Genomic DNA, 23,241 nt, shown 5'->3' with positions numbered 1-23,241 from the left:
GTCTCCGGGCAGCAGGAGCGCTCGCTGTTCGGGCTGCCCGGAGACCGTGATCCACGTCTCGTACCCGCGTACGGCGTCGAAGACGTGGCGCGACGACGTCACGGTGTACCGCCCCTCGAACGGCGCGCCCACCGCGTTCAACGCCACCGCGCTGCCCGCCCGGACCGCCGGATTCCCCCGGATCACCGCCTCCAGCTCCGCGAACGACCCGGCGATCCGCTCCGCGAGCGCCTTCGCCGCCTGATCCACCTGGGCCTGCGTCCCGTACGCCGCGTCCGTCACCACGAACCGCGCCTCGCCGAACGGCGCGGACACCTCCGCCGCCGACACCCCCAGCTCCAGCGTCGACGACGTCCCCGCCGGCGCCTTGCCCACCAGCGGCTCCTTGGCCTGGACGTCCCAGCCGCGTACTTCCACCTCGGAGACCTGCTCGGCGGCGGACACCCCGGCCCGGCAGCGGATCAGATTGCCGCCCAACTCCAGTACGAGGGGGTTGCGATCGGCGCGCGCCGAGCCGTCCGGCGCCGAACTCGCCTCGGCGGGACGGGTGATGTGCAGCTGCCCCTCGCGTACGTACGCCTGGGCACCGGCCTCCTCGGCGAGTCCGCGCACGAACTCCCAGTCGGTCACGTTGGGTTGGGCGATGTGCTCGATCACGGGCCCGGCGATGTCCACGGTCCCCGGCTTCAGCCCGGCACGCTGGGCGACCTGGCCGCAGATGTCGGCGAGCGTCATGTTCTGGTAGCTGGCCACCCGTCGCCCCCGGAACAGCCGGTGCGACTCGTCCAGTCCTCGTACGACGGTGAACGTGCCCGTCTCGTCCAGCTCGACCTCCAGGGCCGTGACCACCCCGTCGAGCAGCGGCTTCGGCGTCGAGTCCCCGCCCGCGCGGGCCAGCAGCCGGGCCTCGCCGCCGATCTTGAGCCCCGTCTGCTCCAGCAGCACCCGGTCGGGGTCCCGGAAGCGCAGCAGGAACAGGTCCGGCAGCGTACGGCTGTCGTCCACGTACCCCTCGACCAGGGTGTTCGCGAACTTCGGCGGCAGCGGTGTGCCGCCGAACTCGACCACCAACGCGGTGGCGACGCCCTGTTGGGACATCAGCCCCGCCCCCCGACGGCCGGCGGGACGGTGCCGGTGACCTCGTACCCGGTCCGCTCCCGCTCCGCACCGTCCTGGAGGCGGTTCAGCTCGTCCAGCGCCGGCAGGAGGAGCTGGGTGCCGGGGGCGAGGCGCATCGGGTCGTCGATGCCGTTGGCCTCGGCGATCACCCGCCAGGCACCGGGATCCCCGTACTCCCGGTGCGCCAGCGACGGCAGCGAGTCCCCGGCGTCGACACGGTGCACGCGCCGGGCGGCCAGCGCGCCGGAGGTCGGATTCTGCCCCGGTGTCTCCCCGCTGATCTCCTCCATCGTGACCTGGCAGACCGCCCGGATCGGCACCCCGGAGGTGGTGAACAGCGTGTATTTCGCGGCCACTTGGCTGACATAGCCGGGAAACCCCGTGAGCCCACCCCAGTGGAAGACCACCCACGGCGGCGAGGCCCGCTGCTGCTGCCGCGTCTCGTTCGTCGGCACGCAGCACGCGAACAACTGCTCCACCGACGTCACCACGCGGGTGTCCTGGGTGTCGCTGGCGTCGAAGAACATCTCGACGGTGAGCTTGCTGGGCTGTGAGCCCTGATACTCCGGCGGCCCGGAACTCTTCGCCCCCTTCGCGGGCGTCCGCTTCCACGACGCCGCCTTGGTGAGGCTCAACTCCTTGGGGTTGAACTGGAAGTCGATCCGGCCGCACGGGCCGCCGGGCGTCAACCCGCCACCGGTGGGAGGCGTCCGCAGCTCCAGATAGGCGTGCTCCAGCTTGGGCCGGGCCGAGCCGCCCTTGGCGGCCGACGCCACGCCGGACGTACCGGCGGCGCTGAAGGCGATAGGGCCTGCGGGGCTCATGCCGGTCAGCCCTCCATCACATAGCCGTGGTGCGCGATCTCGATCGTCTCCATCGCGACCTTCGGCGACTCGGGGGTGAACGAGGGCCCGGTCCACCGGACGGGTACGACCTCCAGCAGCCCCCACTGGGCCACCTTGCGGCCGTCACCGGTACGCGCCTCGATGTGCGCCGTCTTGCGGCTGAACCCGGTCGTCATCGTGGCGAACCAGCGCGCGACCTTCTCGGTCTCGCGGGTGAGCGGGCGGGACAGCTTCACGTTGGAGTACTTGAGACGGGTCGGCAGTTGCCACACATGGTTGTTGTTGCCGCCCTCCTCGCGGGTTTCGAGGACCACTTCGCAGCCGAGGCCGTCACAGGTGTTGAACGATCCCAGCTCGATGTCGTCGATCGTCACGACGAAGCAGACGCTGACGGCGGGGTCGCTGTCCGGGGCGGTGGCCATGACACGTACCTCTCAGTGGCGGGTGTTGATCAGATAGCCGGCGCGTTCGCGTTCCAGTCGGAGGTCGGCCTTGAGGAGCCGGCTGAGCGGTGCGTACAGGGCTCGGACGAGTTCGTCGGTGACGACGGGCGTACCGCCGGGGCGTGCGGGTGCGGCAGCAGCGGGGCCGGCGCCGGCGCTGGTTGCTGCCGGAGCACCGCTTTCGTCTACGGGGTCGGGCTCGGGCTCACTGCCTGTCTCGGGTTCGCTGTCCGTGGGCGGTGGCTCCTCGCTCAGCTCGGCGTCCCGCTGGACGACGGGCCGTGAGGTGCCCGGGGAGTGCGAGGAGGGCGGGGCCGACGAGGAGCCGAAGACGACGCTGCCGTCGGGCATCCGCTGGGCGACTCCTGCGGCCACGGCGAAGGCGCCGGCTGTGGGAAGCGGGGCGCCGCCTGTGTCGGTACGAGGCGGGGACCCCGGCACCGGCGGTCCGCCACCTGCCTTCCGCTGCACGGGCAGAGCGGCGGGTACGCCTGCGGATACGGGTGCGGGGGGTCGTGGCGTGGAGCTGATGACCGACAGCTGTACGGGTGCGGAGGCGGCCGGGGGCGGCGGTGCGGAGGCGCCCCGGCCGGGTGTGGTCCACCGCACGGGCACGGGCGTCGGAGCGGTTACCGGCGCGGCTTGCGGCGCGGTTTGCGGTTGCGGAGGTTCCGTACCACCCCTCGCGTCACGCTGGACGGCGGTACGGAGGGTCAACGGCCGGTCCCCGAGCAAAGGGACGGTGGGCGAGGCGACGTGCGGGGGCGCGGAGCTGACGACCGACCGCTGAAGGGCGGGGGCGGGGGCGGATGGGGTAGCGGCTGCGGGAGGCTCGGTGCCGGGCACCGTACTCACCGACGGATCGTCACCGAGTAACGGAGCGACGACCGGCTGCGCGCTCTCCACCTCGTCGTCTGTGGCTTCCGGCACGACCGGCACGATGGGCGCTGTGGGCGCCACGGGCGGACGTGCCAGCGGGCCCGACGACGCCTCCGGTGTACCGCTCCCCGGCACCGACGCGGCAGCCTGCCGCTGAGCTGTCGGCGGCAGCCCGGCCAACGGAGCCCCGAGCCCGGGCGCCCGCCGGGAAGGCGGCTCCTGCGCCGGTCCCGACACCGGCTCCGGCTCTGGCCCCGGCCCTGGATCGGATGCTGGTAAAAGCGGCTGTTCGCCCACGAGTTGACGTACAGGCAGGTCGGCGACGGCAGACGTACCGGCGGAGGTCATGACGGACGACGCGCGCTGTACGGGAACAGCCACCGGCAAGGACACCGAGACGGGCACCGCGACAGGCGCGGCCTTCCCGCCACCCACCACCCTCCGCGCAGGCATGTCGACCGACCGCTGAACCGCCGGCACGGGGCTCCCCGGCGCCGGACTGGTGATCCCGTGCAGCACTCCGGTAGGCGCGTCCGGGCTGACCAGATGCCCGAGCGGCGTGCTGAGCGCGGTCGGTTGCCGGGTGGACAACCCTCCTTGGAATCCAACGGGGTTGATGACGAGATCGGGCTCGGGCACGGTCCGCTGCATGGGCGCGATCCGTTGCACATCGACCCGGTCACTTCGGTCAATCCGGTCGACTGGACCGGCCTCGGGCGCAGCGTTACCGCCGCCCACCGGACGACCGCCGCGCAGCCAGGACATCAGTCCCATCGCTCTCCCGCCCTCCCCATGTCGTCAGTGCCCGTTGAGGCGGGCGACCTGCGCGACGAACTTCAGCCGTTCCGGATGCTCCAGGTCCAGCAGGTCGTCGAGCGGCCAGTGGAAGTGATAGGCGAGGTACGCGACTTCCTCGTACAGCAGGTCGGCCGCGTACGTCACGATTCCCCCAGGCGGCCACCGGCGAGATCCACCGTGAACTCCTCATGGCAGGAGGGGCAGTTGACGGCGGCGCGGGTGTGGCCCTCCGCGTTGATCCGGCGGTAGAAGTCCTGGAGGAACGCCAGGTCGGAGGCGAACAGGTCCTCGATGACACCGGGATGGATGTCCTCGACGGTGCCTATCCTGGTCACGACCCGCGAGATGAGGACGACCGACAGATACGCGGAGTTCTCGCGCACCCGGTCGTCCCGCAGCGGCACCAACTCGTCCCGCGCCGTCGCGAGCCGCATCACGCCGCTGCGATGTACGGTGCCGGACTCGTCCACGTACCCACGTGGCAGCTCGAAGCCGAACTCGGTCCGCAGCGGCTCGGGTTGACGTGCCTCTCCCTGCCGCGACTCCCGTTCGGCCCCCCGCTCGGGAGCCTGGAACTGAACGGTGCGGCGCATCAGCCGAGTTCCATGCTCTCGTACGTGATCGCGAGCTTCTCCGTCAGGACCGAGGTGTCACCGGCCTTGAGCGTCCCGATCTCCAGCGACTTCGGCCAGGCGTTGATCAGCGTGTAGCGCTTGATCGGCATGCCCTCGTAGTCGTAGACGATGACGGCACCGTTGCGACGGGCGTCCGTCATGCGGCCGAACCGCGAGTCCTTGATCCAGCGTTCGAAGCTGTTGTCCTCCGTGAGCCCTCGGGTCACGGTGACCTCACCGGCCTTGGGACGGCCGGGCAGCTTCTTGATGGCGTACTTGCCGTCGGCGGTGTTCTGCTTCAGCTCGATGACGTCCTGCTCCATCTTCAGACCGCTGACCTCGGTGATCTGTTTGATGATGACGCTGTCGAACTCGAGGCCGAAGGAATGCCCGACGGAACTGTCGAGATCGGGAAGTGGCACAACAGACTCCTTACGCCGTGCTCAGAAACGGACCGGACTGACAACGGCGGACCATGCGGCTCACTCGGCTCAGTCGTCTTACTCGCCTCACTCGCCTCACTCGTCGATCCCGCCACTGCCGCCGGTCAGTTGGGCGAGCCTGAACACCACGAACTCGGCCGGCTTGACCGGCGCGACCCCGATCTCGCAGACGACCTGACCGGCGTCGATGCTCTCGGGCGGGTTCGTCTCGCGGTCGCACTTCACATAGAACGCCTCGTCCGGAGTCAGCCCGAACAGCGACCCCTTCCGCCATTCGTTCACCAGGAACGCCGAGACCGTCCGCCGGACCCGGGCCCACAACGCGTCGTCGTTCGGCTCGAAGACGACCCATTGCGTACCGGCGAGGATCGACTCCTCCAGGTAGTTGAAGAGCCGCCGCACATTCAGGTACCGCCAGGCCGGGTCCGACGCGAGCGTCCGCGCGCCCCACACCCGGATGCCGCGGCCGGGGAAGGAACGGATGCAGTTCACCCCGATCGGGTTGAGCACGTCGTGCTCGCCCTTGGTGAGCTGGGTCTGGAGCGCGACCGCGCCCCGTACGACCTCGTTCGCCGGAGCCTTGTGCACCCCGCGTGTGTCGTCGTTGCGCGCCCAGACGCCGGCGATGTGCCCGCTCGGCGGTACGAGGGTGGCGCGGCCGGACGCCGGGTCGGCGACGCTGATCCACGGGTAGTAGAGCGTGGCGTACTTCGAGTCGAAGTTCGCGCTGTCCGTACGCCAACTCCGCGCCTGCTGCGGCGAGAGACCCGGCGGCGGATCCAGGATGGCCACACGGTCACCCATCAACTGGCAGTGCGATATGACTCCTTGCTGGACCGCGATCACCGACTCCAGGTCCAGCAGGCCGCGTTGGTAGGCGCTCATCAGGTCGGGTACGGCGATCATCGTGATCTCGTCGACCGCCTCAAGACCGCCCAGACCTGTCCTGCGGTCGGCGTCACCGACGTAAACCTCGGGGGCAAGCGCGCCGGCACTGCCGGCGGCGGGGACCGCGGGCGCGGCGGGCGCGAGGGCCACCGTCTGCGGCTCGGGCCTGGCGGGGGCGGCGCCGCGCCCCGGGTCGCGTATCTCGATCAGCTCCGACTTGGCGTTGACCCGGGTGGCGACGTTCTCCTTGCTGCGCTTCGTCGTCACGGACGGGTACGTCTCCGCGACCTGCCCGTCGCGCCGCACGATGAGCTGAAAGGCGTCGGAGGGGGGATCGTCGCCCTCGGCCTCGGTCACCTCAACGGTGATCTCACCGGCCACACCCGGCCGGGGCTTCACGGCGTACGGTCCGATCTGTACCTCTGATCCGACGGCCAGCTCGCCGGTCTCGCCCTCCGCCGGCTCACCGTCGCCGATGCGTACGACGTAACAGATGCCGCCGCCGTTGGAGAAGAAGCCGTAGACGGACGACGCGAGATACGTACCGTCGACGAAGTCGCCGAAGGTACTCACGTACTGGCTCCAGTTCGTGATCAGCGTCGGCTCGTCGAACGGGCCCTTCTGGGCGAAACCGACGAAGGCGGCTATCGAGGTGCCCACCCCTTCGATCGGCCGGGACCCGGACTCGACCTCTTCGACGTAGACGCCGGGGGACAGGTACGACGGCATATGTGCCTCTCTTCGGCCGGGGGAACGTCGGCCATTCTCATCACTCGGCCGATCACCCGGAACGGATACGAGGCCGCCCTGCCGTGCACGGACGACTGCCCGAAGAGGCAACACGACCGCTCCCGCCGTGCCGGTTCGGTTGCCCGCACTCCGGGCCGCGCATCCTGCGCGTGACGGGTGGACGCCCCGCACCCTGACAAGTGCCGAAGGGGAGGGGCGAACGGATGAAGGCGGTCCCGGAGAAGGCCGGCGGCCCCGCCGCCCGGCCCGGCTCGGCCGCCGCCTCCCGAGTGGCTGTCTCCCGTACGACGTCGACCTCGACCTCGGCGCTGTCGCCGTCGCCTTCGCCTTCGCCTTCGCCTTCGCGTCGTACGGACCGTCGCGCCCTCCAACAGCTCCAGGGCGCTGCGGGGAACAGGGCTGTCTCCCGTCTCGTGGCGCAACGCTATACGGCTCCGGTGAAGCCGTCGCCCGCCCAGGCAGCGGGCTTTCGCAAGGTCAAGGCCGATGTGGCGGCGAAGAAGACCAAGATCGCTGTCCATCCGCCCGCGGCCGGTGAGGCGAAGGCGTCGCAGGACGCGGCGGTGGCGCCCCCGGACGACAAGGAAGCCCAGGGCAAGGCCGCGAACGCCGAGAAGATGAACGAGGCGAAGCCCGGCGAGTTCGACAAGAAGGCGTTCGTCGACGCCGTGAACAAGGCGATCGACGCACAGGCGCCGAAGAATCTCGACGAGGCGGACAAGTTCTCCAAGTCGGGCAAGGCGGACCAGGTCAAGGCGGAGGTCGACGGAAAGGTCACGGACGGCAAGGAGTCGTCGGCCAAGGACATCGACACCGCGACCCAGGCTCCGCCGGACATGTCGGCGGCCAAGGAGAAAGAGGTCACCCCCCTCACCCTGGACCAGGCCCCGGCCAACCCGGGCGCCCCCTCCGCAGCGGACGCGATCCCGGAGAAACAGCCCCCTGCTGTCACCGACTTCTCCGAGGGCCCGGCGCAGAACGACCAGGCGATGGCGGACGCCGAGGTCACCGAGGAACAGCTGGCGAAGGGCAACGAGCCGGAGTTCAACGAGGCCCTGTCCGCGAAGAAGACCTCCGAGGCGGATGCCGCGAAGGCACCCGCGAAGGGGAGGGCGGCCGAGGAGCAGCAGCTGGCCACGGCGAAGGAGGGCGCGGCGGCGTCCGGCGCCCAGGCGATGGCGGCCCTGACGGCGAAGCGCGAGGCTGCCGGGAAACAGGTGGACGGCGGCAAGGGCGACACGAAGACCAAGGACGAGAAGAAGCGCGCCGAGGTCACGGCGAAGCTCCAGAAGGTCTACGACAGTACGAAGAAGGACGTCGAGGAGACGCTGTCCGGCCTGGACAAGAAGGTCGATACGGCGTTCACGAAGGGGGAGAAGGCGGCGCGGGACGCGTTCACGGCGGACCACAAGAGCCGGATGAAGAAGTACAAGGACAAGCGGTACTCGGGCTGGACCGGCAAGGCCCGCTGGGTGAAGGACAAGTTCGCGGGCATGCCCGAGGAGGCGAACGACCTCTACCAGGAGGCCCGCAAGCTCTACGTCTCGAAGATGCAGACGGTCATCTCGTCGGTCGCGGACATCATCGGCACCGAACTCGGCCGCGCGAAGGCCCGGATCGCGAAGGGCCGCGCTGAGCTGAAGGCGGAGGTCGACAAACTCCCCGCGGACCTCAAGGCGTTCGGTGAGGAGGCCGCGAAGGACTTCGCGGGCAAGTTCGACGACCTGGAAGCGACGGTCAACGAGAAGTCGGAGCAACTGGTCCAGGACCTGGCGACGAAGTACACCGCCGCCCTGAACAAGATCGACGAGGAGATCAAGAAGCTCCAGGAGGCCAACCGGGGCCTGATCGACAAGGCCAAGGACGCGATCGTCGGCGCGATCAAGACGATCAACGAGCTGAAGAATCTGCTCCTGGGGATCCTCGCGAAGGCCGCCTCCGCGATCATGAAGATCATCAAGGACCCGATCGGTTTCCTGCGAAACCTGGTCACGGCGGTCGGTGCGGGCCTGAACCTCTTCATCACGAACATCGGCGACCACCTCAAGACGGGCGTCGTGTCCTGGTTGCTGGGCACCGCGGTCAAGGCGGGCCTGGAACTCCCCCAACGCTTCGACATCAAGGGCATCATCCAGATCATCGGCTCCCTGCTGGGCCTGACCTGGGACAACATCCGCGCCCGCGTCACCCGCAAGGGCGTCCCGGACGAGGCGATGTCCAAGGTCGAATCCTCGGTCCCCGTGGCCCAGAGCCTGGCCCGCGAGGGCCCGGCCGGCGCGGTGAAGGAGATCCAGGCGGAGACGGGCGACCTTAAGGCGACGATCCTCTCCAAACTGACGACCTATCTGATCCCGACGGTGATCATCGCGGGCATCACCTGGATCCTGTCGCTGCTCAACCCGGCGTCCGCGTTCGTCAGGGCGGTCAAGGGAATCATCGACATCGTCACGTTCATCGTGACGCAGGGCGCCCAGATCATCGACTTCGTCAACGCGGTCCTGGACGCGGTAATCCAAATCGCCAACGGCGGCCAGGCGGGCGTCCCCAAACTGGTAGAAGCGGCCCTAGCGGCCAGCGTCCCCCTCCTGATCGGCTTCCTGGCAGCGCTCCTGGGCATCGGCGGCCTGGCCAACAAGGTCAAGTCGGTATTCCAGTCGGTCTCCCGCCCGGTCACTCGCGCGATCGACAAAATAGTCGACTTCATAGCCCAGAAGGGCAAGACCCTCTGGGCGAAGCTCAAGCAAAAGCCTGACCAAAAGAAGCCGAACCCGAAGGGGACGGGGAAGAGTAACGAAAAGGGCCCTTCGTCCTACCCGCCCCCCAAGAAGAACTTCGAGTCGCTCGACAAGGAAAGCCACAAGGTCCAGTTCAATGGAAGAAGCGCGGACGCCGATCTTGTCGTACACAGCAGCCCGCAAGACATTAAAGAGTACATGCGGAACTGGAAGACTGAACTGGATACTGCAGGGCCGGCCGCCGAAAGTGGGTCTCGTGCTGCACTTGATGACGTCACAAAGAATGAGGCAGCAGTCAAGTCATTGAATCGCACTTTCCTTTCCCGACCCACGGGTTCGCCTGCGAAGCAAGATGCTTACGAAGCCCTTCTGGAGGGCCTTGCCAAATTGGCCGATGTGCTCGCTCGTAGGCCGGGCGCCGCTCCCCCTCTCCCGCCGCCAGTGCTTCCACCATTCGAACACGGCGTCCTCGCCCAGCCTTTCAAGGCCAGCTACATTGACAAGGACATCGAGGAGGGTAGCGACGCTGGGACATATAACGGTGCAACCCTAACGGGATGGAACGTGGCCGAGACCTATAACACGACGGCCGACAGAAACGCATGGGTGAAGATGCACTTGCTTCCAGCATTCCTTGGAGGCGACGCCAAGGATTCCAACCTGGTCCCGGCTAGGGGTTTCGTCAATAATCCGCTGTTCCTCTGGGCCGTGGAGAACCCGGCCATGAAGTCCCTCAACAAGGCGGCCGGCAGTGCGGCACTCGAACGCATGATTTGGTACAAGGTAAACGTCAGCTACTACGCGACACACCCCGGATTCCCCGAGAGGCTGGCAGTTGAGTGGGGTGGTTATGACCACTCTGGTGGAACGTGGACCGAGCGCTCGCCTCGGCCAGGCAACGGCATCAGCTCTTTCGCCGACACGCAGGACCCACCCGCGCCTCTGAACAACGATGTGCTTCGCATCAATCTGTCAGGAGTAAAGTACGCCGTCTATGATGCCCTTGGCATCGGGAGGGCGGAGGCGGAATCAATCAAGAACTTCGTTAAAAAGACCCCGCTCGTCGACCTTGCTGATGCCATCAGGAGATTCCCGCACCTCACGACACAATTCACGAATGCGGATGCGGTGCAACGACTCAGGTTCGGGATGGCGCCACACCACGTACTTCGAATCAACGTCCCCACTGAAAAGTATGCTGTTTTCACTTCGCTCAACATCGGGAAAGCCGACGCGAAAGCGATAAGGAAGCTAGTGAAGAGCACGACCCTAGTCGATCTTGCTGACGCCATCAGAAAATTTCCGCACCTCACGACGCAGCTCACGAGCGCCGATGCGGCGCAACGGCTCAGGTTCGACTGATACCCGCTCCATGGGTTTGCCGCTCCACAAGGGAACCGGAGGATGACATGGAAACCGAGTTTGAATCCAGGCTTCGCAAGACGGTAGAACAAGTCCAGGCGCGCGCTTCCATCCAGACGGAGAAATATGATCGAGGGCCTGTTGCTATTTACATGGAGCGTGCCGAAGACGCGTTCGAGATCATGCGACTGGTCATGGATGCGCCGTTCCCCGTCGGATTAACGAAGAATTTTCACCGCTACTCGAACCTATTTTTCTCCTGGCGTGCCCTGGCGCCGTTTGACAAGATCTCCGGGGAGTTTCACATTGTGCACCTCGCTGAAGCCGTGGTGCGCGGACCTCAGCCATCGGCCTTCGACCCGGAGACGTCCGAAGTAGGGAAGCTCATCGAGGAATTCAGGATCTTCGAGACCCATCCTGTGGGAGGGACGGGGACGTACTCCGCACTCAGGTTCACGCACAATCAGGACTCTCCGGAGATCTGGTACTTCGACATTCGGCAGGGTCCTACTCGGCTTCACATCAGCTACGGTGACTACCTTGATGTCATGTTGCGTACGAGGGGTCTCTACCATTGGCAGTACCTCTTCGCGGAGCCCGACGCCGACAACTATGGGATGCGCGCGTCGCTGCCCTACTTGCGCGACGGTCTGGAATTCCTCGGACGTGAATTCCCTGATGACGACCTGTCGGATCTCCGGGGTCGACTGGATGTGCGGATTCGAGTCGCGGGCGAGCGCTCGTAAGCGGGGCCGACCAGTGGGTCTGGTTCTCGTATCACCGTGTGCCCTGTCGGCCGCGGTGGCAGCCGCGATGAAATCAGCCCTGCACCAGTCCCAGATACGGCCCGAACTCCGATGCCAGCGTCAGCCGGCCCAGTTTCTGGTACTCCCGCTGGATCGCGTGGATAAGTGTCGTCATCGTCACCGGTTCCGACGTGTCTGCCGCCAGGTAGGCCGATGTGATTGCTATCGAGCGGATGTTGCCGCCCGCCAGCTCGAAGTTCTCCGCGCAGAACGGGAGATCCAGGTCCGCCCCGCGCGGTAGCAATGGGCCCAGGCAGCGTTCCCAGAGGAGGAGGCGTTGGGTTGGGTCCGGGATCGGGAAGTCGATCACCAGGTCGAGGCGGCGGGTGAAGGCGTCGTCCAGGTTGGCGCGGAGGTTGGTGGAGAGGATCGCCAGGCCGTCGAAGGACTCCATGCGTTGGAGCAGGTAGGCGCTCTCGACGTTGGCGTAGCGGTCGTGTGCGTCCTTCACGTCCGAGCGTTTGCCGAAGATCGCGTCCGCCTCGTCGAAGAGCAGCACGCCGTTCACGCCCGCCGCCTCCGTGAAGATGCGCTCCAGGTTCTTCTCCGTCTCGCCCACGTACTTGTCGATCACCGTCGCCAGATCGACCGTGTAGAGGTCCAGGCCCAGGTCCGACGCGATCACCTCCGCCGACATCGTCTTGCCGGTGCCGGAGTCGCCCGCGAAGAGCGCCGATACGCCTCGGCCCCGGCCGCCCCCCGGGCGCATTCCCCACTCGCCGAGTACCCGGTCGCGATGCCGGGCGCGGGCGGTGAGTTCGCGGAGTTGGGTGTGGGTGTCGGGTGGGAGGACCAGGTCGCGCCAGGTCACCGTGGGTTCGATACGGCGGGCCAGGCGGTCCAGGCCCGCCGCGTTCTGGGCACGGGCTCCCCGGCGTACGTGGTCGGGGGTGAGTTCCCCACCCGCCAGGCGGGCCGTCTGGGCCGCGCCGCGTGCCGCTCCCGTGATCTGTTCCGGGGTGAGGAGAAAGGGCGCGAGCAGATGGTCCGCTTCGATCGCCGGCGGCAGCGGCGCCGGGGACCACCGCTCGTACGCCTCCGTCCACAGCGCCCCACGCGCCGACGGCTCCACCCGAGGCGCGTGCAGGAGCAGTGGGGGAGAGGTGGACCACGACGCGTCCCATGGGGTCCTGCCCACCAGGATCGCGGGTACGCGGGTAGCCGTCAGGAGGCGTAAGAGGTGGGGGTGGTCGCGGGAGACCGCGTCCAGCGGGGCGCAGACCAGACCCGCGTTCGTGAGGCGGGCCTCGCGGACCAGGGCGCGGATCGCGTCCGCCGGTGCGGGGTCCTCCGTCAGGCGTGCCAGATCCAGGCCCAGCACACCCAGGCCCGCCGCCGTCAGCGCGGACGCGGCCAGGGCCGTACCCGCGCCGCCCTGGTCCTCGCTGAGGTAGGCGAGTCGGACGCCGTCGGCCAGCACCGCCGCGAGTGGGACCGGGTCGCCCACCCCCCGTACCGCCTGCCACGGGGCCATCAGATCCGCCAGCCGGGGGTCGGGCGTGTCGTCGCCCAGGAGGTGGGCCGTGACCCGGTCCGGTACGCGTAACGCCCGGCTCAGGAAAGGCCGTTCCAGGTCCTCGACCAGCAGCAGTCCGCCGGCCCGCAGTGGCGACCGGGCGGCCAGCCGGGCGCGCGCCGCGTGGTCGGCCGGGGTCGAGCCACACAGGCCGAGGGCCAGGCCGATGGACGGGCGGCGACGCGTCACGTCGTCGTTCAAGTAGCCGTAGAACGCCTCGAACCGGTCGTCCAGATCCGGTACGAGCGCGATGAGCAGGATCTCGATGTCGAGTGGGGTGAGGCCGAACTCCTTTGCCAGGGTGCCGAGTCGGGAGGACGCCAGGTCCTCGGGCGGCTCATCGCCAAGGGGCGGGAACGAACGGGACCCCTCCTCGTCCAGCAGCCTCGCGATGTTCTCCTCCGTCAGATACAGGCCACGGAAGGCGTCATCCGGGTCCGGGTCGATGACCCGCCTCGCCTCGACCGCCCGCCGGACACGCTGCTCCACCGTGACCGCCCGCGCGAGCAGGTACCGCAAGCTCGTCATACGCCGGGTTCCTCCGGCGTCGTACCGCGCGTCTCCGTGATCCGCACGGCGCCGGGCGACCCAGGCGACGCCGCCTTCCGGGGCGGGCGGCCGGGCCGCGAACCGTACACCGGCTGGCCCCTGCCCCCGACTTGCTCCCGGTTCGGTACGTCGCCGAACCGCGCCCGCAGCCCCTCGTCGCCCACCGGCGGACCCGCCTCGTAGACCGGCGACGACGTCACCGGCACGCTGATCACCAGGTCCAGCGAAGGCTTCAACTCCCCACCCAGCGCGCTCCACACATCCGCGAACGACCGGTCCTCCGGCGGCGGCAGCGCGATCGACAACGGCACCGCCGCCCCGATCTCCGCGAGGGACCCCGTCAGACGCTCCGGCGGCAGCGCCTCGTACCGCAGCAGGCACGCCAACAGCGAGGACAGCAGCCGGTGTTCGTCCTCCGGGCGCTTGGTCCAGGCCGTGATCAGATACGACAGCTTGAAGAAGCGCGGTGGGCGGCGGCGGGCGACGATCGCGCCGCGCTCGTCGTACTCGTTGTGCAGTCCGCGCTCCCGCCGGCGCATGTCCTCACGGATGTCGTAGAGATAGAGGTTGACCATCGGGGAGTTGACCTTGGCGGCCCACTCCCTCGTCGGCGCGTCGAAGACGACCGCGATCTGGCCGCCTTCGAGGACCTCCGCCCGGATCAGGGTCCGCAGGACGTCGTCCACCTCATGGATCATCCGGCGGCCACCCCCATGACAGGCACGTCACTCATGAGCGGCCCGCGAAGTCCGGTGGCTGCAGGTTGCGTTGGACCACCAGGACCGGTTTCTGGAGCCGCGGCAGATCGGTGGCGTTCACCCGCAGTACGCGTGGGCCGAGCGTGTCCTTGCGCAGCACCAGCATCTGCACCTCGAACGTGCCGTCGCGGCCCACCCGTACACCGGCCCGGTCGGCCGTGATGCCGATGGACCACGTGAGGCGTACGGTCTCGCCGGGCGGATAGTCCTTGCCGCGAGCCAGCACGGGCTGGCCCGGTTTGGCGACCAGCGGGGACACTTCGAGCGACGGCTTCAGGACGCGCAGCCGGTCGGTGTCCGTGTTGTTGGCCGTACGGCGGTCGGGCAGCGTGCCGCGTACCGTGGCCCGTACGTCGCCGGTGATCGCCGCCCGGTAGGTCGCCGTCTGCGTCACCTCGATACGGCCTCCGGCGGGAATCGTGCACGGCCGGGCCGCCGTACAGCGGTTCAGGGCCGGCAGGCTCCGGTCACCCGCCTGGGACGGCCGAGGCCAGGTGGCTCCGAGGACGACGCCGGTCGCCGTGTCAGGTCCCGCGTTGGTGACCGTGAACCGGGCGCGCGCCGGACGGCCGACGTACGTACGGTCCGGGCTGACGTCCGCCCGCACCGCGATGTCCGACGTCGGCGGCGGGGGCGGCGCCGGCGGTACGGGCGGCACGGGAGGCGCCAGCACCTCGAACCGGGCCGTGTCCGTACCGGTGTTGCCCGCCAGGTCCGTGGCCGAGCAGCTGACCGTGGTCACCCCCACCGGGAAGAGCGCACCGGAACCCGGTTCGCACGTCACCGGCAGTTCGCCGTCCTGGGCGTCGGTGGCCGTGGCGGTGAAGGTGACCCGCGCTCCGTCGTCGTCCGTCGCCCTGACCGTGCGGTCGTCCACGGTGACGACCGGGGCGTTGACGTCGTTCACGTTGATGCTGATCTGCTGCTGGAAGTCGGGATCGGGTACGGCGGCGGGGCCGAGCGCCGCCGTCCCCGGGACCTGCGCGCCGAGTTGGAGGAACTGCACCGTGCACGTCAGCGTCGTGCCCTGCGGGGCGTCGGCCGACACGTCGACGTTCTCGTCGAACGTCGCGGTCCCACCGCTGGTGAGCCGCCTCGTCGGCGGGTCCAGGGTGACGGTGAGATGCGGGTCGCAGTCGGCGAGTTCATGACCGACGACGGTGGGCAGGTTGTCGAAGCCGTCCATGATGGCCTCGGCCGTTCCGGTCGGTTCGATGCCCTCCAGCAGTTGGCCACCGGTCGCCTCGATGATCCGGGTGGCCTGGCCGGGGGTCGTCGGCGGGTTCTCGATCTGGTCGGGGAAATCAGGGTTGTTGGCGTTGCCGTTGCCGTTCAGACCGTCCCCGAGGTTGCTGTCCACCTCGATGCCGATCACCCGGACACCCTTGTCCTGAAGGTCGGCGATGGTGTCGTCGATGGTGTGGCCGTTGCTCGGCGCGTGGCTTGAGGCATCGCTGACCAGGACGACGACGGGGCTCGCGCCCTCACGGAACACCGTCTTGCCGTCCGCGCCGTCGGCGATCTCCCACAGACCGTTGATCCAGTCCTCCGACGGTCCCATGCTGAACCCGCCGAGGTCCGTCCGCAGCGCGTCGACACCGTCCTGGACGAGGTCTATGTCGTCCGTCAGCTCCTGGAGCACCTCGAATCCCGCGTTGGGTTCGTCGACCTCCTGGTCACCGAACGTGGCTACGGCGAAACGTGATTCGGGCTCCGCGTCCAGGATCTTCTGGGTGATGTCGGGCAGATTGTCCTGGACGCTCTCGATCGGCACCTCCATGCTTCCCGTGCCGTCCACCAGAAGCACCACATCCGGCCTCGGCGGGATCGCCGGAGTGCGCACCTGCTTGGTCACACCCGTCGAACCGCCCGGGTCGAGCACCTCGTCGAGCGTGGCCGGCGTGACCCACGGGTCAGGAGGTACGGGGACGGCAGGCGCCGCCGCCAACGGCCCTGCTCCCGTCGCCGACACCGCCGACGCGGGTACGAGACCGGTGACCAGCAGGAGCAGGACGAGCGCCGTCGCGCGCGAGGCGCCGCCGGGTCCGGTCCGTCCGGTCCGCCCGCGCGCCCGCGTCGCCGACTCCCGCTGAATCCACCGCACGGTGATCCTCCCCGTCCCCCTGCGCCACCGGACATGCCGCAGCGCCTGTACGGTCCCGTACAACGCCCGTACGCACAGCGGAAGTCGAGCCACGCGGGCGGGAAGCGCCGGCTGCCCTTTGGGGCAACCGGCGATCGGCCGGCGCGAAGGGACCCGCACCGGAATCAACCCGCACCCGAACCAACCCGCGCCGGAACCAACCCGCACCGGATCAACTCGCGTAGATCAAATAAGGCCCTGCCGCATCGCGTACGCCACCGCGTGCGAGCGATTGCGCAATTGCAGCCGGGTCATCACGGAATGCAGCACGTTCTTGATCGTGCGCTCCGAATAGGCCAGCTTCGTCGCGATATCCGCGGTGTCATATCCCTCGGCGACCAATCGCAGCACATCCACTTCACGCGCCGCCAGTCCGGTGAAATGCAGACCGCGCGGCCCGAGCACCTGACCCTGTAGCCTGCCGACCTCTTCGAGAAGGCGTCCGAGCAGGTCGGAGGGGAGATGCCCCTCACCCCGCGCCACCGTCCCGATGACATGCACCAGATGCTCCGGCGTCGACTCGGACCGTCTGACCACACCGGCGACACCGCACTCCGCCGCGCTCACCAGCTTCTGCTCGTCTATGTCCGTCGTGACCAGAACCGTGCGGCAGTCCGTGGTGCGTTGGATGCGCCGCAGCGTCCTCAGGGCGTCCTCGTCGACCGCGTCCACGACGAGGACCACGACCTGCGGCGAGACGTCGTCGTCGTCCCATTCCATGACACTGACCTCGGGACGGGCTCTCAACTGGCTGGCCACGCCCGCCTGCGAGATCGGATCCTGCGCCCGTAACGCGACAGTGGTGCGCTCCATGCGAATGCTCCCCCTGGGCAACAGCCGGAAGCGTCACAGGAAGGCACAAGCCTCACAGCTGTAATTGGCTGCCCCATCCGTTGTGAGGCGGTCTGAAGATTCCCGTGTTACCCGACAAGGAAACTGAAAGGTTGCCACGGGCAGTGAATCTGCCCGAAAGTGTTCCTTCGCGGCCGATGTCCCACCCGGTCCCCGACCTTACGGTCCGCGTTATGAGTCTCACCGCAAGCCTGGACGACACGTCCGTCGCCGCCGAGCCGGGCGCGGAGACGGCCCTTCGTCTACAGGTCCTGAACTCCGGCTCGACCGTGGAGGAGTACCGCTTCGAGGTGGTCGGCGCGTGCGCCGCCTGGTCGGCGGTGGAGCCCGCTGTGCTCTCCCTCTACCCGGGTGACACCGGGACCGTGTCGCTGATGCTGCGCCCGCCCCGCGACTCGACGGTGCCGGCGGGCGAGACGCCGTTCGGTGTACGGGTGGTGCCGACCGGCGACCAGGGCGGGACGGTGGTGCCGGAGGGACGGGTGACCGTCCTGCCGTTCACGGCGACGACGGCGGAACTGGTCCCGCGCAGCTCGCACGGATCACTGGGCGGACGGCACCGGTTCGCCGTCGACAACCGGGGCAACACACCCGTCACCGTACGGCTCGCGGCCCAGCCGGGATCCGAGCTGGCGCGGGTGGACTTCGCCGACCCCGAACTCCGTATCGAGCCGGGCCGCGCCGAGTTCGGCAAGCTGCGCGTACGGCCGGCGAAGCGGATGTGGCGGGGCGCACCGGTCACGCACCCCTTCCAGGTGTCCGCCGCCCCGCAGCCGGTCGCCGAAGGCCAGGACGCCCCGGAACCCGTCCTGGTGGACGGCTCCTACCAGCAGGAACCTCTCCTGCCGCGCTGGCTGCCCAGGGCGCTCATCGTCGCCGCGGTGGTGCTGATCGCACTGGTCGGCCTCTGGTACGCGCTGCTGCGCCCGGCGGTGAAGTCGGCGGCTCGCGAGGCGGTCACGCCCGAGGCGGTACGGTCGGCGGTCGAGGCCGACCCGAGCCGGTCGGCGGACGGGGGAGACCCGGGAGGGGCGGACTCGGCGGGTGGCGACTCGGCGGGCGGTGACTCCGCCGGCACGGGTACGGACGGCGGAACGCCCGGATCCAGTACGTCCCCGAGCCCCGGCCCCTCGGCGGACGCCGGCGCGAGCACCCCGACCAGCGCGCAGGTACGGGTCAGCGACGCGGTGGGCGGCGGCGCGAACACCGGGACGGCGCTGCGGGTGCCCGCGGGCCAGACGTTCCAGCTGACGGACCTGGTGGTGCAGAACCCGCAGGGTGACGCGGGGACGGTCGTCGTCTCGGCCGGCGCCGAGACCCGTGTGCTCAGCCTCGGACTGGAGAACTTCCGCGACTCCGACTACCACTTCGTGACCCCGATCGTGGTGCCCGCCGGAGGTACGGTCACGATGACCATCGACTGCCGGAGGGTCGGCAGGCCGGTGGGGGCGCCGGCTCCCTCGCGGTGCACGGAGTCACTGTTCCTGGGCGGAACGATGAAGCCGGCCACGGGAGGCTGAGCCGAAGGGGCCAGCTGGTCTCCGGGGGTGCGCGCACGCGCCCCGTACACGCTTCCGCCCGTACGCCTTCCGGCCTCAGGCGGGCTGCGCCTCTTCCTCTTCCTCCGGAGCCTTCGTCTCGGCCCGCTGTACGAACGAGCCCTGGACGTCGGCCGGTTGCTCCTCCTCGTCCTCGGCGGCCCGTTGTACGGCGGGAGTCGCCGAGGCGGAGGCCTGGGCGGCGACGGGCGGGGCCGGGGCCGGCGTGGGGTCGGCCAGTACCCGGTCCGCGTTCGCGACAGCCTCCCGCTCGAACCGGTCCGAGGGGTCGCTGACCCGGATGCCGCCGGGCGCCTCCGTCCCCTCGACCGGCCCCTGACGCTGCTGGATCACATGGGTCAGCTCATGGGCGAGCGTGGTGCGGCCCTGCGGCGACGACGGGTCGTACGCGTCGCGCTGGAAGACCACGTTGTTGCCCACGGTGTAGGCGTGCGCGCCGACGCCCTTCGCCGATTCGTGGGCGGCCGAGTCGTTGTGGATACGCACGTCGGAGAAGTCCGCGCCCATCCGGTTCTCCAGATCCGTACGGGTCTCGGCGTCGAGGGGCGAGCCGCCCGACGACACGACGTCGTGCACCGGCGAACGCCGTTCCTCCTCGGCCTGGTCGGGCGTCGCGCCACGGGCCCGCTGGATCACCGGGCCGAGCGCGCCGTTGCCGACCGCGCGCTGGAGCACGCCCATCCCGGCGGTACCGATCACGTCGGTACGCCCGGTGGCCGCCGCGCGGTAGAGGTGGTGCGTCTGCCCGTCCTGGGCAGCGGCGGCAGGCGCACGGTCGTGTCCCAGCTCGTGGTCGTGGTCGTGGTCGTGCTGATGGTCCTGCGCGCTCTCGCCATCGAGATCGTGCTCGTGCTGGTGTGAGTTCATCACCGTCTCCCTGACCGTGGCGGCCCCGGCACTTCACCATCACCGTGCGCCCGTTCTCCCGTCCAGCCCGCGCACCGGTCCGTCCGGGGCACGCGGGGGTGCCCCTTCGGGCAGCCCGCGGGATCGCGCGGGCGCCGAGGTCTCCACACGCGTACTCGACCTGGCTTCCCTGGCCCCGGCCACCCGGCACACCACGGCCGCGAGCGTCACGGGAAGCGTCACTTCCTCACGCCGCCACACGCGCCCTTTTCACGCTTATGGCCCGCTTTGTCTGATATGGCTCTGGTAAGGGATGGCTCGTCCTACCCCATTGCCACCGACGGAGGTACCCGTGCCCGACATCAACGGCCCCTACAAACCCGGCACCCCGTGCTGGATCGACCTGATGGTCCCCGACCAGCAGGCGGCCATCGACTTCTACAGCGACCTGCTCGGCTGGCAGGGCGAGGTCGGCCCGTCCGAGACCGGCGGGTACGCCGTGTGCACGCTCAAGGGCAAGCCGGTCGCCGGGATCATGAAGGCGATGAACCCGGACGGCACCGTCCCCGACCCGATGCCGCCGACGGTGTGGACCACCTATCTGGCCACCGACGACATCGACAGCACCGTCAGCTCCGTGAACAGCTCCGGCGGCTCGGTCATGATGGGCCCGATGGACGTCATGGACCTCGGCCGGATGGCCGTGGTCACCGATCCCACGGGCGCCGTCGTCGGTCTGTGGCAGGCGCGCAGCTTCGAGGGCGCGGGAATCGCCAACGAGCACGGCGCGCTCATCTGGAACGAGCTGACGACCGGCGACGTCCCGGCCGCCTCCTCGTTCTACTCCTCCATCGTGTCCGTCACCACGGCCCGCTCCGAGATGCCCGGTGCCGACGGGTACGTCGAGTACAAGGTCGACGGCCGCGCGGTCGGCGGGATCATGGACCTGTCCCAGCTCCCGTCGGGCGTCCCGCCGCACTGGCAGCCGTACTTCAGCGTGGACAACGTCGACGAGGTCCAGGCCGCGGCCGTCCGCGCGGGCGGTACCGTCCTGAGCCCGGCCTTCGACATGGTGGCCGGCCGGATGGCCGTCCTCGCCGACCCGCAGGGCGGCGCCTTCTCGGTGATCACCCCGAAGGCGCCCGAGTAGCACGACCGGCGCGCTGCCGGACAGGGGCCCGCGGCCCGACCGCCGCGGGCCTCTCGCGTTCCGGTGCCCGACCGGGACCCAACGACCCGTCTCGGCAGGGACGTTGTGCGGCAACCTCAGACGACGCAGAACTCATGACCCTCGGGGTCGGCCATCTCCACATGGTCCGGCCTGCCCTTCAGGTCGTGCTGACGTATGACCGTCGCGCCCGCCGCCTTCAGTCGCTCGACCTCGGCGAGGACCCGCGGCCAGCGGGTCTCCCAGGGGGTGTCCCGGCCACCGCCGACGCGGAGGTCCAGATGCAGGCGGTTCTTCACGACCTTCGACTCCGGGACCTTGAGGAAGGACAGGGAGGGCCCGACCCCGTCGGGGTCCGCGAGGTACGCCCCGTCGTCCCATTCCTCCTCGGGGATCTGACAGTCGCTGAGCCATGTCTCCCAGGAGTCGAAACCGGCGGGTGGGGGAGGCTCGACATACCCCAGGGCGAGCGCCCAGAACTTCGCCAGCTTCGTGGGCTGCGCGCAGTCGATCGTCAGGGTCCACTTGGTGGCCATCGTGCCTCCTCGGTTCGTGTTCCAGAACCGTATCGGGCACCACTGACAACGCCGGAGAAGTGGAAAACCAGTACCGGCCCGCTCGCCCCGCGCCGTAGCCTCACGCCCCATGAAGTGATCTCTCGGTACCCGACCGCGACCGAACCTCAGGCATTCCCGCGAGGAGAGATCAGCATGCCCCGACGCACCGCCCGCCCCGCCGGCTCCACGGCCTTCACCGACTTCGTCGCCCACGCCTCCGCGTCACCGGACGTGGTCGGACTCGTCCTGAGCGGATCCCACGCCCGGGAGGGCATGGCCACCGCCCACTCCGACCACGACGTCTACGTCATCACCGCCGACGACCGTACGGTCACCCCGGCCGCTCTCCTCGACGGCCGCCGGTCGGCCGCGCTCGATGTCATGCGGCTCTCCCTGTCGGAATTCCGTACACGCGGCCTGCCCGGGGGCACGGACCCCTGGGACCGTTACGCCTTCGTCCACAGCCAGGTGCTCCTCGACCGGCTCGACGGCACGATCACGCGGCTCGTCGCGGAGAAGGCCGTTCTCGACGCTCCCGAGGCGCACCGACTGGTCCGCTCCGAACTCGACGCGTACATCAACTCCCTCTACCGGTCGCTGAAAAGCCACCGCGACGCCCGGCCCGCCGTCGCGCACCTCGACGCGGCGGAGAGCGTCCCGTATCTGCTGACGGTCGTCTTCGCCCTGCACCAACGGGTCAGGCCGTACAACAAGTACCTGCTGTGGGAGCTGGAACACCATCCGCTGGGCGCGCCCGAGTGGGCCGCCGACGTGCTGTTCCCGCAGATCGGACGCATCGTCGCCGACGGCGACCCCGCCACGCAGCGCGCCCTCTTCGCGACCGTCGAACGCGCCGCCCGGCAGGCGGGGCACGCCTCGGTCCTCGACTCCTGGGGCGCCGACATCGATCTCCTGCGCCCTGGGAGCTGATCGCCGGCCCCCGGCCCGGCGCCGTCAGTCGAAGTCCACCGACCGCCCGAGTTCCGCCCAGCGCGCGTCGCCGTCCGCCAGCGCCTTCATCTTGTCGGCGACGTAGTCGACGGCGTCGCGGCCCAGTACGAGGTGGAGCGGCGGCTCGTCCATGCGCGCGACGTCCAGCAGAACGCGCGCCACCTTCGCCGGGTCGATGGGTTCCTTGCCCGTCGTGGTGCGCAGGTGCTTCGCCATCGCGCCGACGGTCGCCGCGTACTCGGGCGCGATCTCCGGGATGTCCATCGACGAGCCCGCCCAGTCCGTACGCATCGCGCCGGGCTCGGCGAGGGTCACCTTGATCCCGAGCGGACCCACCTCGTCGTTGAGCACCCCGGAGAAGCCCTCCACGGCGAACTTGGCCGACTGGTAGGCGCCCACGCCAGGCGCGGTGCCACGGCCGCCGATCGAGGTCACCTGGATGAAGTGTCCGGCTCGCCGCTCCACGAAGTGGGGCAGGACCGCCTTCGTGACATACACCGTGCCGAAGAAGACGGCGTCGACCTGGGCGCGGAAGTCGTCCAGGCCGATCTGTGCGAGCGGTACGAGATTGGCGTAACCGGCGTTGTTGACGACGACGTCGATCCGGCCGAATGCCCCGAGGGCCGCCTCGACCGTCGCCCGCGCCTGCTCCGGGTCCGT

General features: G+C 69.2%; 21 protein-coding genes. 6 read left to right on the top strand and 15 right to left on the bottom strand.

Annotated features, from left to right (window positions below):
• The 4 genes from BHU15_RS23855 to BHU15_RS23840 all read right to left on the bottom strand — a co-directional run.
• Window positions 1-1,098, bottom strand: a 1,098-nt coding sequence (locus BHU15_RS23855) for a VgrG-related protein (protein WP_141726873.1), incomplete at its 3' end; no start/stop codon positions are given.
• Window positions 1,098-1,943 (bottom strand): CIS tube protein, encoded by an 846-nt coding sequence (locus BHU15_RS23850; protein ID WP_069629071.1) that lies wholly within the window; start codon window positions 1,941-1,943, stop codon window positions 1,098-1,100. The genes BHU15_RS23850 and BHU15_RS23855, both read right to left, overlap by 1 nt.
• A 5-nt stretch (window positions 1,944-1,948) precedes the next feature.
• Entirely contained in the window at window positions 1,949-2,386 is a 438-nt protein-coding gene (locus BHU15_RS23845) for a phage tail protein (RefSeq protein WP_023537125.1), read from the bottom strand.
• 12 nt (window positions 2,387-2,398) lie between these two features.
• Window positions 2,399-2,758 (bottom strand): hypothetical protein, encoded by a 360-nt coding sequence (locus tag BHU15_RS23840; protein ID WP_069629070.1) that lies wholly within the window; start codon window positions 2,756-2,758, stop codon window positions 2,399-2,401.
• An 874-nt stretch (window positions 2,759-3,632) separates the two neighbouring features.
• Here BHU15_RS23840 and BHU15_RS41540 point away from each other — a divergent pair.
• Window positions 3,633-3,755, top strand: coding sequence for a hypothetical protein (locus BHU15_RS41540; RefSeq protein WP_255293196.1), 123 nt, complete (start codon window positions 3,633-3,635; stop codon window positions 3,753-3,755).
• A 329-nt stretch (window positions 3,756-4,084) separates the two neighbouring features.
• Here the strand turns inward: BHU15_RS41540 and BHU15_RS40320 are convergent, their stop codons facing one another.
• From BHU15_RS40320 to BHU15_RS23825, 4 genes are all read right to left on the bottom strand, one after another.
• The gene (locus BHU15_RS40320) at window positions 4,085-4,228 is read right to left on the bottom strand and encodes a DUF6760 family protein (protein WP_007457431.1); all 144 of its coding nucleotides are present in this window, start codon (window positions 4,226-4,228) and stop codon (window positions 4,085-4,087) included.
• Window positions 4,225-4,677 (bottom strand): hypothetical protein, encoded by a 453-nt coding sequence (locus BHU15_RS23835; RefSeq protein WP_069629069.1) that lies wholly within the window; start codon window positions 4,675-4,677, stop codon window positions 4,225-4,227. The genes BHU15_RS40320 and BHU15_RS23835 overlap by 4 nt, the downstream gene beginning before the upstream one ends.
• A complete protein-coding gene (locus BHU15_RS23830; protein ID WP_023537120.1) occupies window positions 4,677-5,120 on the bottom strand; it encodes a phage tail protein in 444 nt (147 codons plus the stop codon). The genes BHU15_RS23835 and BHU15_RS23830 overlap by 1 nt, the downstream gene beginning before the upstream one ends.
• A 96-nt stretch (window positions 5,121-5,216) precedes the next feature.
• Complete coding sequence (locus tag BHU15_RS23825; RefSeq protein ID WP_069629068.1) at window positions 5,217-6,758, bottom strand: phage tail sheath family protein; 1,542 nt, start codon at window positions 6,756-6,758, stop codon at window positions 5,217-5,219.
• A 224-nt stretch (window positions 6,759-6,982) separates the two neighbouring features.
• Between BHU15_RS23825 and BHU15_RS23820 the strand changes: the two genes are divergently transcribed.
• Window positions 6,983-10,876, top strand: a complete 3,894-nt coding sequence (locus BHU15_RS23820; protein WP_255293195.1) for a phage tail protein — start codon at window positions 6,983-6,985, stop codon at window positions 10,874-10,876.
• A gap of 47 nt (window positions 10,877-10,923) precedes the next feature.
• Entirely contained in the window at window positions 10,924-11,622 is a 699-nt protein-coding gene (locus BHU15_RS23815) for a hypothetical protein (RefSeq protein WP_141726872.1), read from the top strand.
• 73 nt (window positions 11,623-11,695) lie between these two features.
• Here BHU15_RS23815 and BHU15_RS23810 read toward each other — a convergent pair whose 3' ends face one another.
• From BHU15_RS23810 to BHU15_RS23795, 4 genes are all read right to left on the bottom strand, one after another.
• Window positions 11,696-13,726, bottom strand: coding sequence for an ATP-binding protein (locus BHU15_RS23810; protein ID WP_069629066.1), 2,031 nt, complete (start codon window positions 13,724-13,726; stop codon window positions 11,696-11,698).
• On the bottom strand, window positions 13,723-14,445 hold the full coding sequence (locus BHU15_RS23805; RefSeq protein WP_069629065.1) for a Pvc16 family protein: 723 nt from the start codon (window positions 14,443-14,445) through the stop codon (window positions 13,723-13,725). The genes BHU15_RS23810 and BHU15_RS23805 overlap by 4 nt, the downstream gene beginning before the upstream one ends.
• A gap of 31 nt (window positions 14,446-14,476) precedes the next feature.
• A complete protein-coding gene (locus tag BHU15_RS23800) occupies window positions 14,477-16,609 on the bottom strand; it encodes a VWA domain-containing protein (RefSeq protein WP_079128339.1) in 2,133 nt (710 codons plus the stop codon).
• A gap of 225 nt (window positions 16,610-16,834) precedes the next feature.
• Window positions 16,835-17,461, bottom strand: coding sequence for a helix-turn-helix transcriptional regulator (locus BHU15_RS23795; protein WP_069629064.1), 627 nt, complete (start codon window positions 17,459-17,461; stop codon window positions 16,835-16,837).
• Window positions 17,462-17,673: 212 nt separating this feature from the next.
• Between BHU15_RS23795 and BHU15_RS23790 the strand changes: the two genes are divergently transcribed.
• Window positions 17,674-19,020, top strand: coding sequence for a COG1470 family protein (locus BHU15_RS23790; RefSeq protein WP_069629063.1), 1,347 nt, complete (start codon window positions 17,674-17,676; stop codon window positions 19,018-19,020).
• Window positions 19,021-19,095: 75 nt separating this feature from the next.
• On the opposite strand, the gene BHU15_RS23785 is transcribed toward BHU15_RS23790, so the two are convergent.
• Entirely contained in the window at window positions 19,096-19,926 is an 831-nt protein-coding gene (locus tag BHU15_RS23785; RefSeq protein ID WP_069629062.1) for an eCIS core domain-containing protein, read from the bottom strand.
• A gap of 340 nt (window positions 19,927-20,266) precedes the next feature.
• Between BHU15_RS23785 and BHU15_RS23780 the strand changes: the two genes are divergently transcribed.
• Entirely contained in the window at window positions 20,267-21,055 is a 789-nt protein-coding gene (locus BHU15_RS23780) for a VOC family protein (RefSeq protein WP_069629072.1), read from the top strand.
• Window positions 21,056-21,171: 116 nt separating this feature from the next.
• On the opposite strand, the gene BHU15_RS23775 is transcribed toward BHU15_RS23780, so the two are convergent.
• The gene (locus BHU15_RS23775) at window positions 21,172-21,609 is read right to left on the bottom strand and encodes a VOC family protein (RefSeq protein WP_069629061.1); all 438 of its coding nucleotides are present in this window, start codon (window positions 21,607-21,609) and stop codon (window positions 21,172-21,174) included.
• A 174-nt stretch (window positions 21,610-21,783) separates the two neighbouring features.
• Here BHU15_RS23775 and BHU15_RS23770 point away from each other — a divergent pair, with 174 nt between their 5' ends.
• On the top strand, window positions 21,784-22,560 hold the full coding sequence (locus BHU15_RS23770; RefSeq protein WP_069629060.1) for a hypothetical protein: 777 nt from the start codon (window positions 21,784-21,786) through the stop codon (window positions 22,558-22,560).
• A 24-nt stretch (window positions 22,561-22,584) separates the two neighbouring features.
• Here BHU15_RS23770 and BHU15_RS23765 read toward each other — a convergent pair.
• Window positions 22,585-23,241: SDR family NAD(P)-dependent oxidoreductase (locus BHU15_RS23765; RefSeq protein ID WP_069629059.1), on the bottom strand; the 657-nt coding region annotated here is incomplete at its 5' end.

This window comes from Streptomyces niveus (assembly GCF_001723055.1).
In the GTDB taxonomy this organism is placed as follows: Bacteria; Actinomycetota; Actinomycetes; order Streptomycetales; family Streptomycetaceae; genus Streptomyces; species Streptomyces niveus.
The sequence above is the reverse complement of the archived record's forward strand: the minus strand, read 5'-3'. Positions and strand labels throughout refer to the sequence as shown.

Coding starts and splice junctions, on each gene's coding strand:
- BHU15_RS23850 (WP_069629071.1), bottom strand. CDS start 1,943: ATGAGCCCCGCAGGCCCTATCGCCTTCAGCGCCGCCGGTACGTCCGGC.
- BHU15_RS23845 (WP_023537125.1), bottom strand. CDS start 2,386: ATGGCCACCGCCCCGGACAGCGACCCCGCCGTCAGCGTCTGCTTCGTC.
- BHU15_RS23840 (WP_069629070.1), bottom strand. CDS start 2,758: ATGCCCGACGGCAGCGTCGTCTTCGGCTCCTCGTCGGCCCCGCCCTCC.
- BHU15_RS41540 (WP_255293196.1), top strand. CDS start 3,633: ATGACGGACGACGCGCGCTGTACGGGAACAGCCACCGGCAAGGACACC.
- BHU15_RS23835 (WP_069629069.1), bottom strand. CDS start 4,677: ATGCGCCGCACCGTTCAGTTCCAGGCTCCCGAGCGGGGGGCCGAACGG.
- BHU15_RS23825 (WP_069629068.1), bottom strand. CDS start 6,758: ATGCCGTCGTACCTGTCCCCCGGCGTCTACGTCGAAGAGGTCGAGTCC.
- BHU15_RS23820 (WP_255293195.1), top strand. CDS start 6,983: ATGAAGGCGGTCCCGGAGAAGGCCGGCGGCCCCGCCGCCCGGCCCGGC.
- BHU15_RS23815 (WP_141726872.1), top strand. CDS start 10,924: ATGGAAACCGAGTTTGAATCCAGGCTTCGCAAGACGGTAGAACAAGTC.
- BHU15_RS23810 (WP_069629066.1), bottom strand. CDS start 13,726: ATGACGAGCTTGCGGTACCTGCTCGCGCGGGCGGTCACGGTGGAGCAG.
- BHU15_RS23805 (WP_069629065.1), bottom strand. CDS start 14,445: ATGATCCATGAGGTGGACGACGTCCTGCGGACCCTGATCCGGGCGGAG.
- BHU15_RS23795 (WP_069629064.1), bottom strand. CDS start 17,461: ATGGAGCGCACCACTGTCGCGTTACGGGCGCAGGATCCGATCTCGCAG.
- BHU15_RS23790 (WP_069629063.1), top strand. CDS start 17,674: ATGAGTCTCACCGCAAGCCTGGACGACACGTCCGTCGCCGCCGAGCCG.
- BHU15_RS23785 (WP_069629062.1), bottom strand. CDS start 19,926: ATGAACTCACACCAGCACGAGCACGATCTCGATGGCGAGAGCGCGCAG.
- BHU15_RS23775 (WP_069629061.1), bottom strand. CDS start 21,609: ATGGCCACCAAGTGGACCCTGACGATCGACTGCGCGCAGCCCACGAAG.
- BHU15_RS23770 (WP_069629060.1), top strand. CDS start 21,784: ATGCCCCGACGCACCGCCCGCCCCGCCGGCTCCACGGCCTTCACCGAC.